General features: G+C 68.2%; 13 protein-coding genes. 8 read left to right on the top strand and 5 right to left on the bottom strand.

Annotation, left to right across the window (positions count from 1 at the left end):
• Positions 1-89: 89 nt before the first annotated feature.
• On the bottom strand, positions 90-2,156 hold the full coding sequence (locus tag QRM89_RS12370; RefSeq protein WP_285448129.1) for a TonB-dependent receptor: 2,067 nt from the start codon (positions 2,154-2,156) through the stop codon (positions 90-92).
• Between the two features lie 161 nt (positions 2,157-2,317).
• Here QRM89_RS12370 and QRM89_RS12365 point away from each other — a divergent pair, with 161 nt between their 5' ends.
• The gene (locus tag QRM89_RS12365) at positions 2,318-2,734 is read left to right on the top strand and encodes a MerC domain-containing protein (protein WP_011037787.1); all 417 of its coding nucleotides are present in this window, start codon (positions 2,318-2,320) and stop codon (positions 2,732-2,734) included.
• A 108-nt stretch (positions 2,735-2,842) separates the two neighbouring features.
• Positions 2,843-3,025, top strand: a complete 183-nt coding sequence (locus tag QRM89_RS12360; protein WP_011037786.1) for a 30S ribosomal protein THX — start codon at positions 2,843-2,845, stop codon at positions 3,023-3,025.
• Positions 3,026-3,205: 180 nt separating this feature from the next.
• Here QRM89_RS12360 and QRM89_RS12355 read toward each other — a convergent pair whose 3' ends face one another.
• The 4 genes from QRM89_RS12355 to QRM89_RS12340 all read right to left on the bottom strand — a co-directional run bounded on the left by QRM89_RS12355 (position 3,206) and on the right by QRM89_RS12340 (position 8,343).
• Positions 3,206-4,570, bottom strand: a complete 1,365-nt coding sequence (locus QRM89_RS12355) for a chloride channel protein (RefSeq protein WP_011037785.1) — start codon at positions 4,568-4,570, stop codon at positions 3,206-3,208.
• 47 nt (positions 4,571-4,617) lie between these two features.
• Entirely contained in the window at positions 4,618-5,892 is a 1,275-nt protein-coding gene (locus QRM89_RS12350) for an ectonucleotide pyrophosphatase/phosphodiesterase (protein WP_285448128.1), read from the bottom strand.
• Positions 5,893-6,340: 448 nt separating this feature from the next.
• The gene (locus tag QRM89_RS12345) at positions 6,341-6,883 is read right to left on the bottom strand and encodes a methylated-DNA--[protein]-cysteine S-methyltransferase (RefSeq protein ID WP_228944247.1); all 543 of its coding nucleotides are present in this window, start codon (positions 6,881-6,883) and stop codon (positions 6,341-6,343) included.
• On the bottom strand, positions 6,880-8,343 hold the full coding sequence (locus QRM89_RS12340) for an AlkA N-terminal domain-containing protein (protein ID WP_285448127.1): 1,464 nt from the start codon (positions 8,341-8,343) through the stop codon (positions 6,880-6,882). The genes QRM89_RS12345 and QRM89_RS12340 overlap by 4 nt, the downstream gene beginning before the upstream one ends.
• A gap of 125 nt (positions 8,344-8,468) precedes the next feature.
• Between QRM89_RS12340 and QRM89_RS12335 the strand changes: the two genes are divergently transcribed.
• The 6 genes from QRM89_RS12335 to ubiM all read left to right on the top strand — a co-directional run bounded on the left by QRM89_RS12335 (position 8,469) and on the right by ubiM (position 13,443).
• Positions 8,469-9,446, top strand: a complete 978-nt coding sequence (locus QRM89_RS12335) for a hypothetical protein (protein ID WP_285448126.1) — start codon at positions 8,469-8,471, stop codon at positions 9,444-9,446.
• A 90-nt stretch (positions 9,447-9,536) separates the two neighbouring features.
• Positions 9,537-10,757, top strand: coding sequence for a hypothetical protein (locus QRM89_RS12330; protein ID WP_285448125.1), 1,221 nt, complete (start codon positions 9,537-9,539; stop codon positions 10,755-10,757).
• 65 nt (positions 10,758-10,822) lie between these two features.
• The gene (locus QRM89_RS12325) at positions 10,823-11,068 is read left to right on the top strand and encodes a hypothetical protein (RefSeq protein ID WP_014508334.1); all 246 of its coding nucleotides are present in this window, start codon (positions 10,823-10,825) and stop codon (positions 11,066-11,068) included.
• Positions 11,069-11,180: 112 nt separating this feature from the next.
• The gene (locus QRM89_RS12320; RefSeq protein WP_115556399.1) at positions 11,181-11,726 is read left to right on the top strand and encodes a DUF4019 domain-containing protein; all 546 of its coding nucleotides are present in this window, start codon (positions 11,181-11,183) and stop codon (positions 11,724-11,726) included.
• Between the two features lie 25 nt (positions 11,727-11,751).
• Positions 11,752-12,153, top strand: a complete 402-nt coding sequence (locus QRM89_RS12315; protein WP_011037778.1) for an MAPEG family protein — start codon at positions 11,752-11,754, stop codon at positions 12,151-12,153.
• A gap of 111 nt (positions 12,154-12,264) precedes the next feature.
• A complete protein-coding gene (ubiM, locus tag QRM89_RS12310) occupies positions 12,265-13,443 on the top strand; it encodes a 5-demethoxyubiquinol-8 5-hydroxylase UbiM (protein ID WP_285448124.1) in 1,179 nt (392 codons plus the stop codon).
• Positions 13,444-13,596 lie beyond the last annotated feature (153 nt).

The raw sequence follows: 13,596 nt of genomic DNA, 5'->3' as shown, positions 1-13,596 counted from the left end.
TTGGAATGGCGCAACGCGAATGCACTCTTCAAAAAAGAAGAGGCCGCCCGAAGGCGGCCTCGCTTGTGACGGCGGGAGAGAGAGCGCCGTCAGAAGAACAGGCGCACGCCGAAGGAGGCGTTGCGGCCGGGCAACATCACGTCGTCCTTGAGGAAGGAGGTATGCACGCGCGCATCCTGGTTGGTGAGGTTGTTTCCATCCAGGAACACTTCCCACGCGTTGGCGCCGCGATCCACGTGGTAGGCCAGATGCGCGTCCACCATAGTGTAGCCGTCGGTGGCGGTTTCGTTCACCGCCACCTTGTCCTGCTTCATGGTGCGGGTGGCGCCCAGCGACGCGCGCCATGCATCGGCGTTCCAGCGCATTTCCGCGCCCACGCGGCCCGGTGCGATTCGCGGCAGGTTGCCGCCATCCTTCAGCCGCGCCTGCACGGTGTCGCCGAACACGCGCAGGTCCCATGCGCCGGTGTCGTTGTTGGCCAGGTGGAAGGTGGCTTCGCCTTCAAAGCCGTGGAAGATGGCGTCGGCCTGCGTCCACTGGCGGATCGGTAGGAAGTCGTTGTCTTCTTCGTTGAACCACTGGCCGCCGGTATCGACGATATAGACGAAGTCGTTGTAGCGGTTGTAGTACGCCGCGATCTTGGCATCCACCCAGTCGTTCTGGAAATTCAGACCCAGCTCGGCCTGGTTGGCCTTTTCGGTCTTGAGATCGGCGTCGCCGATTTCGAAGGCCAGCGTGGCGATATGCGGCCCGTTGGCAAACAGTTCTTCCTCGGCGGGGGCGCGTTCGGCGTGGTCGAGGTTGGCGGTGAGGCGCCACTGCTCGTTGAAGCGGAAGCCGGCGCTGGCCGAGAAGCTGGTCGGGGTGAAGTCGCGGTCCACGCCGATGTCGGTGGTGTACTTCACCTTGTCCACGCGCGCGCCCACCTCGGCGGTCACGCGGTCCCAGCTATTGCGCGCCACACCGAACAGGCCGAGCGAACGGGTGTCGGTCTTGGGCACGAAGGATTCTTCGCCCACCGCCTGGAAGGTGGTGTCGCTGCCCTGCAGGCCGAACGCAGTCTGCCAGCCGCCGCCGAAAGTGAAGGACGCTTCCACGCGGCCTTCGTTGGCGCGCTTGGTGAACACGGTGCCGACTTCGGCGCCTTCGAATTCGGTGTGCGCGTAGTCGGTATGGCCGAAGCTGTAACGCAGCGCGCTGCCATCGCCCCACGGATCGGTCAGCCCGCCCTTGAGGTCGTAGCGGTCCTGCTGCAGTTTCAGCGAAACGCCGCGCTCGCCGATCGATAGATCGCCCGGCTCGCCTGGATTGCCGTAGTTGTCGCGGAACCGCGAGGCAGACAGGCCGACAAAGCCCCAGTCGCCCGCCAGCGACGCACCGATCGAGCCCACCTTGGAGTCGAGGAACGAGTTGGCCTGGCGCCCCTGCGGGGTGTCGTAGTCGTTCTGGTTGCGGTACACGCCGTCGGCGTGGATCGACAACCCGCTGCCGTTACCGGCATCGACGCGGAACATGTCGGTGTTGCCATCCTTGTCGCCGCCGTCGAAGCGCACTTCGGCGCGCCCGCTGAAGCCGTCGACCGGCGTCTCGGCAATGCGGCCGTCGACCACGTTGACCACGCCGCCGATCGCACCGGAGCCGTACAGCAGGGTGGAGGGCCCCTTGAGCACTTCGATCTGATTAGCCAGGAACGGCTCGATCGCCGGCGAGTGGTCCTGGCTGACGGTGGAGACGTCCTGCGTGGAGAGGCCATCGCGCAGCACCGCCACGCGCGGGCCGTCCAGGCCGCGGATGATCGGCCGGCCCACGCCTGGGCCGAAGTTGGAGCTCTGCACGCCGGGCAGGCTGGCCACCGTCTCGCCCAGGCTGGAGGCGCGCACTTCGTCCAGGCGCTCGCCGGCCAGCACCTCGACCGGGCGGCTCAGCTCGCCGGCGGCATCGCGCAGCGGGCTGGCGGTGACCACCACTTGGTCCAGGTCCTTGATATGGCGGCCGCTGGACGGCGTCGCGTCATGCCGGGTATCGGAACTGGGCGGGGTCTGCGGGTCGGCAGGCACCGGGGTGTCGTCGGCCATGGCCAGGGCGGGGATCAGCACACTGGCCAGGGCCAGCGTGAGGGTGGAGCGGCGGAGCGGGGAAGAAAGGCTGGGGGACATGGCTGACCGGACTCTATGGTTGTTACTTTGTATCAATGGAATGGCGCAGCTTGACTGCTGCGCCGACGGCACACACCGCACCTGCGTGATGGACTGGTGCGGGGCTGGAACGAGGAAGATGTTATATTATTCCACGTCGCCGCGAGCCCCTGCTGAAAGTCATGCCCCTGCCAACGCTTCGCCATCTGCTCGATCGCTTCGGTGCCACCGGCTCATTGCTGTGTGCGGTGCACTGCGCAGTGCTGCCGCTGGTGCTGGCCCTGGCGCCGTCGCTGGGTCTGTCGTTCTGGCTCGGCGACGGGGTGGAGCTGGCCATCGTGGTGTTCGTGACCCTGCTCGGGCTGTTTAGCCTGGTGCTGGGATATCGCCGCCACAAGGCGTTGCACGCGCTGGCGCTGCTGCTGCCTGGCCTGGGGTTGTTGTGGCTGGGCCTGTTGTACGACCCGTTGCACCACTCGGTAGTGCCGCACGCGGTAGTGATGACCCTGGGCGGCGCGTTGGTGGGAATTGCGCACCTGGTGAACCTGCGTCTGAACCACGGTCATGGCCACGTCCACGACGCAAGCTGCGCGCACTGAGAGCGACGTGATAGGCTTGCCGGCCTTGCGCGAGGGCGCCGCCGGCGTAAACCTCGCCAGACCCCGTGCCAGCGCGGGGATTTGTATTCACATTCAGGAGTCGACGAAATGGGTAAGGGTGACCGCAAGACCGCCAAGGGCAAGCGCTACAATTCCAGCTACGGCAATTCGCGTTCGCACGCGGTGAGCAAGGTTGTCGTGGGTGCAGCTGCCCCGGTTGCCAAGAAGGGCGTAGTCAAGGCGCCGGCCAAGAAGGCCGTGGCCAAGAAGAGCGTTGCCAAGGCCGGCTGATCCCAGCCCGCTTCGCAACCAGAAACGCGGCGCTTGCGCCGCGTTTTTTTATGCCTGTTGTTTGGGTGCGCGCAGCAGCAGAGCGTCTGTCTGCCACCGATGGGTAACTGTCGTCTTCTGCGGCAGTGCCCGTGGGTCGAATGCGCCGCAGCCTGCCAGGTTGCAGCGCACCTGCAGCAATCAGTGCGCGCTTGGCGGCGGCGGTGTTGGGGGCGTAGGCGTGGACGGCGGCGCGGGCGTGCCTGCAGCCGGAACCAGCAACTGTTCGGCCAGGCCGCGATAGATCGGCGTCTTGCAGACCAGCCCGGAGACCGCGCGTGCGAGCAGCACCGTGGCCAGGATCGGCAGCAGCATCTGGCTGGTATCGGTGAGTTCCAGCGAGATCACCGCCGAGGTCAGCGGGGCCTGGGTCACGCCGGTGAGATAGGCGCACATGCCCAGCAGCACGAAGGTGCGCGGGTCCACGCTGGGCATCAACACCGACAGGTTGTGCCCCAGCCCGGCGCCCACCGCCAACGCCGGCGAGAACAACCCGCCCGGGATGCCGGCCACGTACGACACCAGATTGGCCACCAGCTTCATCAGCCCGAACTCATGGCCGACCACCGCGTGCCCTTGCACCAGGCTGCGCGCCTGCTCGTAGCCGGTGCCGAACGCACCTTGCCCGAACACCAGCGCCAGACCCACCAGCGCAACCCCGCACAGCGCGGCCAGCAGCACCGGGTGCCGTTGCCGCAGTGCCGCCAGCCAGCGCGGCCGGCCGGACACACTGGCCAGCACCATGCGTGCGAACAGGCCACCGAGCAGCCCGGCCACGCTGCCGCATAACAGGATCGCCAGCCACGCCTTGCCCAGCGGCAAGGCCACGGCCACCTTGCCGAAATAGGTGTAGTTGCCGAGCAGGCCCAGCGACACCACGCCGCCCACGATCACCGCGGTGAGCAGGGTGCCGGAGAAACGGTGCTCGAAGCGCCCGCTCAATTCCTCGATCGCAAACACCACCCCGGCCAGCGGCGTGTTGAACGCAGCAGCGATGCCGGCGGCACCGCCGGCCAGCAGGAAGTGCGACAGCTCACGTGGCTCGCGGAAGCCGAACCAGCGCCCGAACACATGCATCAGGCTGGCGCCCACATGCACCGTGGGGCCTTCGCGGCCCACCGACGCACCACCCAGCAGCGACAAGGTGGTGAGTGCCAGTTTGCCCACCGACACGCGCAGCGAGAGATTGGTTTCGCGAAAGGCCGGGTCCGGGTGTTCCAGCGCGGCGATGACCTGCGGGATGCCGCTGCCGCGGGTGGGCCGCAACGCACCGGAGGTGAGCCAGGCCAGCAGCGCGAAGATGCCCGGGGTGAGCAGCAGCGCCCACCAGATGGAGTGGGCAGTGATGCGCTGGAACAGGTGGAAGGCCGCGTCGCTGGCCTTGGCGAACACGATGGCCACCAGCGCGACCGCAATGGCGCCGCCCCACAGAGCGACACGACGACGCCAGCCTTCGCTGGACAACAGCGGCCGCAGCCGCCGGGGGGAAGGATCGGGAGCAGACATCACCCTATTGTCGCACCGCTGCGGCGCGCGCGGGCCGCCGCGATGGCTCAAGGGGTGCCGGGCGGTGGCGTGCGCAGCGCCGGCAGCAGGCGCTGCGGGTTGCCGTCATTGGGCGCGGCCGGGATGCCGAGCAGGCGGGTCATCAACGGGTAGACGTCGACATTATCGAAGCCTGGCAGCCGCTTGCCGCGCGCGATGTCCGGGCCCTGCGCCAGGAATACCGCACGCATCGACGGCAGCGCCGGGTCGAACCCGTGCGAGCCGCGCATGCCCTCCCGCGGGCGCTTGGCCAGCTTGGCCGGGAACAGCGCGTCCCAGCCTTCGTGCATCTGGCACACGATCGGGGCGATGCGCGGGTGGCTGCCGTAGTGCCAGCGCGCCGGCAATTCGCCCTTGCGCCAGCAGTCGTACTGCGCGTGCGCACCGAGCAACTGCGCTTCCGCGCGTGCCGTTTGACCAGGCAGCGGCTCGAAACCGATCACCTGGCCGTCGGTGGTGGCCGTGGCGAGCGTGGGCGGCGCCATGGCTTCCACGCTGAGCGCGTGCCCGGGTGGCACCTCGGCCATGCCATGGTCGGAGACCACGATGATGTTGGTGCGCGCGCGGGTGCCGTCGCGCTGCATGCCGGCCAGCAAGCGGCCGATCGCCGCATCCACGGCGCGCACGCTGTTGGCGTATTCCTGCGACTCCGGCCCGTGATCGTGGCCGGCTTCGTCCACGTGTTCGAAATACAGCGTCACCAGCGTGTTGTGCTGTGTACCCGAGGGCGCGAGCCAGCCGCGCACGGTGTCCACGCGCGCTTCCAGGCTGACGCCTTCTTCGTAATGCCGCCACTGCGTGGGACGCACGCCCTGGATCGCCGCCTCGCTGCCCGGCCACGACCAGGTGGCCGCATGCAGGCCGGCGTTTTCCACGCCGACCCACAGCGGCTCGCCGCCCCACCAACGTGCATCGCTCACCGCGTCCTGCTTGCTCAGCCAGAAGCCGCCCAGGGCCGGGTCGCGCATGCTGTTGTGCACGATGCCGTGGTGATCCGGGCGCAGGCCGGTGACCAGCGTGTAATGGTTGGGGAAGGTGAGCGAGGGATACGACGGCGTCATCCACTGCGCCCGCACGCCGTCGCTTGCGAGTTCCGACAGGGCCGGGGTGATGCCGCGGTCGAGCATGTCCGCGCGCAGGCCATCGATGGAGATCAGCAGCAGCGTGTGCGGCGCGGCCGCTGTGGCGGCTTGCGCGGCAGTGGCCGGCGGTGCGGGGCGTGGAGCGGTGCAGGCAGTGAGCACTGCAACGGCGGCGGCGAGCAGAAGACGTCGGTCGATCATCGCGTCAGTTTACGTGGCCGCGGTGACGTGTCGAAGTCATCGGTGCGCTGATGTTGTCGAAGATGCTGCGCGCTTGGTGGCCGACTCGGGCGGTAGCCGCGCAAGCGTGATCCGTGAGCCTGCGCTGTGCCCAAAAAATTGCGGATAAAACGGCGCGAGCGGCGTGCGGCCGCCGAATCGTTGCCAGCACTGCAACGGACCATCGTTGCCAGCACCGCAGACGTCGGCACGCAGAGTGTCGGCTCCTGCAGGCCACTTATGGGTTGGCATTGTCCGTGCGGCCGGTCACCAGCGCGGTGCGCGCGACGGCATTGGCGGCGGCGGTCCGCGGCGCTAGCCAAGGACTGATGAGGCGATCTACGTTGCGCGCGTGTCTCGCAGTGCGCCCGCAGATCGCGACCACGTGCACACCCACGGTGTACGCGAACGGCGGCGGCATTCGCGCAGCTCAGCGGGCGAACAGATCCTCGCCAACCATGGCTGCAACCCGGCGCGCTGAGGCCTGCGGCGACCAGCCTTCCAGCTGCAGCAAGGCCTGTTTGGTCGGCAGCCCGCCGCCGAATCCGGTTAGTGCGCCACTGGCACCGATGACGCGGTGGCAGGGCAGCACGATCGGCAGCGGGTTGCGGCCGTTGGCGGCGCCCACCGCCCGGCTGGCAGCCGGGCGACCCACTGCCTGCGCCAGTTGCGCATAACTCCAGGTTTCACCGAACGGAATGCGGGCCAGCGTGTGCCAGACCTGCAACTGGAATGGCGTGCCGGCCGGGGCCAGTGGCAGGTCGAAGCTGCGCCGCCCGCCATACAGATAATCCAGCAGCTGCTCGCGTGCGGCCTGCACCAGCGGCGCGTCGGGGCCGTGCTGCCAGAGTGCGCGCCCGGGGGCATCGTGGCGGTTCTGCGCGAACAGGATGTGGCGCACGCCGGTGGTGTCGGCCGCCACGGTCAGCGCGCCGATCGGCGAGGGGAAGGTGTCGTAGTGCAGCGTGCTCATGAGCGGGTGTCCTTTCGGTCGACGGCAAGATGCCACAGGTGCAGCACGGCGTAGGCGCGCCAGGGCCGCCATGCCTGCGAGCGCGCTTCGGTAGCACGTTCGCTCAGGCGCTCGGGGGCGCCGAGCACCTGTTGCAGGATCAGATCTCCTGCCGGAAACGCATCGGGATGCGACAGGGCGCGCATCGCGATGTAGTGCGCGGTCCATGGGCCGATGCCGGGCAGGGCGGTGCATGCCGCGACGAAGTCGCTCAGGCGTTGCCCTGCACCGAAATGCAGGCGGCCATCGGCGCAGGCCAGGGCAAGCGCGCGCAGCGTGGCGGCACGTGCGCGCGGCAGGCCGAGGTGTTCCAGCGGCGCGTCGGCCAGTACGGCCGGCGTGGGGAAACTGCGATCCAGCCCGGGTGGCATGTCGGGGAGATGGCCGCCATGCCGGTCCACCAGCCGCGCCGCCAGGGTGGCCGCGCCGGTCACGCTGATCTGCTGCCCCAACACGGCGCGCACCGCGACTTCGAACCCGTCCCAGCCACCGGGCACCCGCAAGCCCGGGCGGCGGGTGATGGCCTGTTCCAGCAGCGGGTCCTGCGCGAGCGTGGCATGCACGGCGTGCAGGTCTGCGTCCAGGTCGAAGATCCGGCGCACGCGTCGCACGATCTGCGGGATCTGGCGCGGGTCGGTGGCGCCGATCCGCAGCAGCAGTTCGTCGCGCGTTGGTGCAGCGCTGACATGGATCAACGTGGCCTGGCCAGGCGCGCCGATCACGCGCCGGTATCCATCGGCATCCACTTGCTCGATGCCGGGAATGGCACGGCGCTGCAGGAACGCGAGCATCGCCGGCAAATCCAATGGCGGGCGGTAGCTCAGCCGCAGACACAGGTCGCCGCCGGGCACGTCGCTGCGCTGCTTGCGCAACGCCGACGGCGGCATGCCACAGCCTTGCAGAAAGGCCGCGTTGAAACGCCGCAGGCTATTGAAGCCGGCGGCCAGTGCCACTTCGGTGACCGGCAGGGCGGTTTCGGTGAGCAGCTGCTTGGCCAGCAGCAGCCGGCGCGTGCCATGCACCTGCAGCGGGGTGGCGCCGAGTTGCTGCACGAACTGGCGCTGCAGCTGCCGCGCACTCATGCCCACCGCGTCGGCCAGCGTCTGCACCGGCTGCTCCTGCAGCGCGCCTTCGGCAATCATCGCCAGCGCACGCTGCACGCTCTCCTCGCCCAGATGCTGCTGCGCCTGCGGCGACAGTTCCGGCCGGCAGCGCAGGCACGGCCGGTAACCGGCCGCACTGGCCGCCGCAGCGGTGGGGTAGTAGCTGATATTGGCCGGCTTGGGCGGCGGCGCGGGGCACACCGGCCGGCAGTAGATGCCGGTACTGCGGACGGCGGTGAAAAACAGCCCATCAAAGCGCGCATCGCGCGCCAGGCGGGCGCGGTCGCATTGAATTCGAGCGGGCGTCAACGTCTGCATGGCGCCAGTCTAAGCGCTGGCTTGCGCCGCGGCTGGCCGTTTTCGGACAGGGTTGCTGCCTGGATGTTCCCGCCCGGATATTCTCTGCCGGATTGGTCAACCAAGACGTGAAACAGGACGCAGGGATGATTGTTCCCAGACATTGGGCCGAGGCCCGTATCCAGCATCGGGAAGGCAAGCGCAGCATCACCGTCCGTCGATTCGGATGGTCCGATGAAAGCTACGCTGCGGCCGAGCTGCATGCGCGTGGTCGTGCCGGTGAGGCGCTCGACGAGATTCTGAGCGGCGCGCCGCTGCCGCGTAGGGAAAGGCTCGCGGCCTATGGAGAAGGCTTGCCGATTCGTGAAGAGATCGTTGCGCAGGAAGGTAGCCTGATGCTTACCCGCAACAGCTATGGCGCCTTGTGCCTGAACACCCCCAACGTGCTGTTTGCGGATGTGGATTTTGCACATTTGCCGCGTAGGGGCCTGGGGCCTGGTTGGGGCTTGCTGCTCTTGGTGAGCGTGATGTTGCTTGGTACTTTTCAATTCCATCTGTTCGGCGGGGTGATACTGGCGGCGGCGGTGACTTGGCTATCGAACCGTCTGGCGAGGTCTTGGCGCCGTCATCGTTTTTGTCGCGCAGGCACACCAGAACAGCAGGCCCGGCGGCGTATCGATGAGTTCGCAGCCGCAAACCCGCAGTGGCATCTGCGGCTGTATCGAACGCCTGCCGGGTTTCGTCTGCTGGCGTTGCACCGCTGTTTTGAGCCGGATGACGCAGAGGTCGCCGCTTGTTTTTCGCAACTCGGCGTTGACGCGGTCTACGCTCGGATGTGTCGTATGCAGCAATGCTTTCGTGCTCGGGTAAGCCCCAAGCCGTGGCGTGTGGGCATTCATCGACGCATCCGTCCCCCCTATGCCGCGTGGCGCGCCGAGCACGCAACGTTACCGGAGCGCCTGCGGTGGATTGCAGACTATGAGGGCGCCAGTACCGCCTTCGCAGCATGCAGGTACATCGCCTCATTTGGCGACGAGCGCAATGTGACCGAGGCTGCTCGACAGGTGCAGGAACGCCACGACGCCTGGTGCCGTGCGGATCAGCCACATCTGCAACTGGCCTGACAGGTCGCGGATTAAGTCAGGGTTCTAGGCCTGGGGCGCGTCCGCCCTAGACTGAGAGCCCGCTCACGCTGCTGTCTGGTGTTCATCTCGATGCTCAAGCCGCTTTGTCTGTCATTTGCCTGTGCAGTGCTGCTGGTTGCCTGCGACCGCAGCAGCACATCCGCTGATGCTGCCGGGGCGCAGCAGACCGGAGTGACGCAGGCAGGCGACGGCGACCACATGGTGTCGGTGGATACGCCCGAGCCGGTGGCGCCACCACCGCGGCCGCGCGCGCAACCCGGCGAAGCCGGTTGGCCGCCTGCTGCGCTGGAACTGGGGCAGGCCTGGATCAGCTGCGCCACCGATTACAGCCGCGAGGCCGGCGATGGCACGCTGCTGCCGGCGCTGGACCGCGCCAGTGTGGAAGCGGCCCTGGCGCCCTGCCGCGAGACCGGCCTGCTGCGGGTGCGCTACGCGGGCAAGATCAATGCCGGCTTTGCAGACATGGTGTGGCGCCTGGCCACGGTGGCCGAGCAACTGCGCCTGCCGCACCGCATCCTGGATCTGGATTCCAGCGGTGGCCAGGTCGAGGCGGCGATCCGCGCCGGCGATGTGATCGGCGAATCCAACTGGACCATCTGGGTGCGCGAAGGCTCCATCTGCCACAGCGCCTGCGTGTTCGTGCTGGCGGCCGGCGACAACCGCCTGGTAGCGGGCAAGGTGGGCATCCACCGCATGATGCGGATCAGCTCCAAGGCCACCTCGCGCGCCGAACTCAATCGCGAATTGCGCGAGGTCTATGGCAACGTCAAGGACTATTTGGAGCGCAACGGCGTGGCGGTGGCGGTGGCCGATCTGATGATGACCGTGCCCAATCGCAGCCTGCGCCTGCTCACCATGGACGAGTTGCGCGAGTACGGCCTGGACGGCACCAACGCCGTACAGGACGACCTGGAGCGGATCCGGCAGATGCGCAAGTGCGGCGACGCCTTCGTGCGGCGCAAGGATGCGTTCCTGGTTGCCTTCGATCAGAAGTGCAAGGGCGAGGGCGCCGAGCTGGATGCGGTCAACGCCTGCGGCCTGGCGCTGAAGCAGCGCTTCGGTTTCCCCGATGCCGCCTGCCCCGAAGAAAGCCCGCTAGCCGAAACCGACGCGGCCGCGCTGCCCGCCGCCCTGCCGCCGGCGGACGCGGCACCGGCACCGGCGCCGGCGCCGGCGCCGGCCAATGCAGCGCCCGCCAGCGCGCGCGATGCCGCGCCGGAGGCCGTGCCTGCGCAGGAGGCGGCCTCCGATCCTGCGCAGGCGCCCGCCGCCGGTCAGGCCGAAGGCTGAGCTTCACGCGTACCGCACTGCCGGCTGCCTATCGTCGCCGCATGTGATCGGAGCCGGGGGGCAACATGCTTGGGAAATCCAAAGGAATTGCGCTGGCCTACCTGCCCTCCGGGCTGCTGGTGTTGGCCGGCTTCGGCATTGCCGAGCTGTTGCGCGTCATCGCCGCCGCCAACCGCGTGCAGTGGCCGGCCACGCTGGCAGTGTGGTTGAGCCTGGTGGCGATCATTGCTGCTGTGGCCCGCGCGTTATGGATCAGCTGGCGGCTGTGGCGCCCACGCACGGTGGCTGCGGTGCCCCCCGGCGACGTCTGACGGCAACACCCCGCCAGCGCTTGCCTTGTGCGAGCGCCGGCCTAGACTGCTCCCGCCGCACGCACTGTGACGGCGCCCTCATTCCCCGACGTTCCGTACAAGGTCCTTGCACATGCTTCGTTCCTGTCTGCTCGCCGCGCTGGCCGTGGCCCCTTCCGTGGTCTTCGCACAACAACCGGCCCCGACTGCACGCCCGGCCGCAGCGCCCTCTGCCACTGCGCCCACTGCACGACCGGCCGCGGCACCCGCTGCCACCGCACCCAACGCCGCACAGCAGGCGCAGCTGACCAAGCAGAACACCGAAATGACCCAGGCCGCGCTGCGGGTGGCGCAGATGGTGGACGGTACCCAGGTCGGGCCGTTGTGGGACGGTGCCTCCAGCGTGGCCAAGAAGGCGGTGACGCGCGAGCAGTTCGTCGGCCAGATCGGCAGCCAGCGCACCCAGCTCGGGCCGGTGGTCGGGCGCGGGCAGGGCGCGGTGACGCGGGTGAAGTACGGCCCGGGGGCCCAGGTGCCAGAAGGTCTGTACATCAACGTCAGTTTCCCGACCCGGTTTGCCAAAGCGCCGCAGCCGGTACGCGAGCTGGTGTCGTTCCGCCTGGACGAAGACAAGACCTGGCGATTGGCCGGGTACAGCCTGCGGGCGTCGGCCAAGTGATCGTGGCCTATGAGCGGAGCAAAGCATGCAATTGAGCATCGAACTGCAGATGCTGGGCTGGGCCATGGTGCTCGGCCTGGTGCAGCTGCTGGCGGCATCGACCAGCATGACCGCCCAGCGCGGCACCAAGTGGAACGCCAGCGCGCGCGATGGCGAGACCAAGCCGCTGACCGGCGTGGCCGCACGGCTGGATCGTGCGTTCCGCAATTTTCTGGAGACCTTCGCGATCTTCGCCGCTGCAGTGCTGGCGGTCACCGTGGCCGGCCGCACCAATGCCGAAACCGCGCTGGGCGTGCAGCTGTATCTGTGGGCACGGGTCGCCTACGTGCCGGTGTATGCGCTGGGCATTCCGTACCTGCGCAGCGCGATCTGGGTGGTGTCGTTCTGGGGCATCGTCAAGCTGGTGCGCGCGCTGCTGGGCTGGTAATGCGCGATCGCCGTGCCGCGTCCTGCGGCACGGTGCGCGGGTTGATCCTGATCAAGCCAGCCCGATACGGCCGCTCGTAGACTGTGCACCTCGCAGTACGCGGAGCGCAGCATGCAAACGGTGGATATCGCGGTGATCGGTGCCGGGCCGGTTGGCCTGGCGTTTGCACGGACGCTGGCCGGCAGCGGGTTATCGGTCACGTTGATCGACCAGCAATCGCGCGAACACCTTGCCGATCCGGCCTTCGATGGACGCGAGATCGCGCTGACGTATGCATCGCGCGCGCTGCTGGAAACGGGTGGCCTCTGGCAGCACGTGTCGCCCGATGCGATCTCGCCACTGCGCGATGCGCGGGTAATGGACGGCCATTCACCGTTTGCGCTGACTTTCGCATCCGCCTCGCGGCAGGCCGGCGACCTGGGCTGGCTGGTGCCCAATCATCTGATCCGCCGCGCCGCCTGGCAGGCCGTGCAGGCGCAGCCGGGGCTGGAGATCCGCTGCGGCACTAGCGTGCGCGCGCTACAGCACACGCCCACGCGTGTGTGTGTGGAGCTCGCCGATGGGGCGCGGCTGTCGGCGCGGCTGCTGGTTGCAGCCGACAGCCGGTTTTCCAGCACGCGGCGGTTGCTTGGCATCGGCGCGCAGCTGCGCGATTTCGGCAAGACCATGCTGGTGTGCCGCGTGCGCCATGCAGTGCCGCACCACCATGCAGCCTGGGAGTGGTTTGGCTATGGCAAGACGCTGGCCTTGCTGCCGCTGCAGGGCAACCGCGCTGGCGCCGTGCTGACCTTGCCGCCACGCCAGGTCGAGGCTTTGCTGGCGATGGACGCGCGCGCGTTCGGCGCGGCGGTGACGGACGCCTTCGAACACCGGCTCGGCCCGATGCAGCAGGACGGCAGCCGCCATGCGTATCCGTTGATCGCAACCTATGCACAACAGTTTGCCGGCGAGCGTGCGGCGTTGATCGGCGATGCGGCGGTGGGCATGCACCCGGTCACCGCGCACGGCTTCAACTTCGGGTTGCAAAGCCAGGCGCGTCTGGCCGAGCGCGTGCTGGCCGCGGCCGCGCGCGGTGGCGATATCGGTGCCGCAGCGGTCGTGCAGGGATATGCGCGCGCGCATCGGCTGGCGACGCGCCCGCTGTATGAAGCAACCAATGCACTGGCCGCGCTGTACACCGACGATCGTGCACCGGCCCGCTTGCTGCGACGTGGCGCCTTGCGTGCGGCCAATGCGGTGGCGCCCTTCAAGCAGGCGATTGCAGCGCATCTGACCCAGCGGAGCGTTTGAGGCGGTGAAGCGGCAGCGGCAAGCAACGCGTGCAGCGTTGCGCTGTCATCGTTTTGCGTCGCCTTGCAACGGCGTCCGATGCGTGGTGTTGCAGGACATCATCCGCTGAGTCGGGAATGCCGGCGCGGCAATTGCGCGGACTACGATCAGGCC

The sequence above is a fragment of the Xanthomonas sp. LMC-A-07 genome, assembly GCF_030208825.1.
Classification (GTDB): Bacteria; Pseudomonadota; Gammaproteobacteria; order Xanthomonadales; family Xanthomonadaceae; genus Xanthomonas; species Xanthomonas campestris.
Note: the sequence above shows the minus strand (reverse complement) of the source record. Positions and strands in the feature narration are given on the sequence as shown.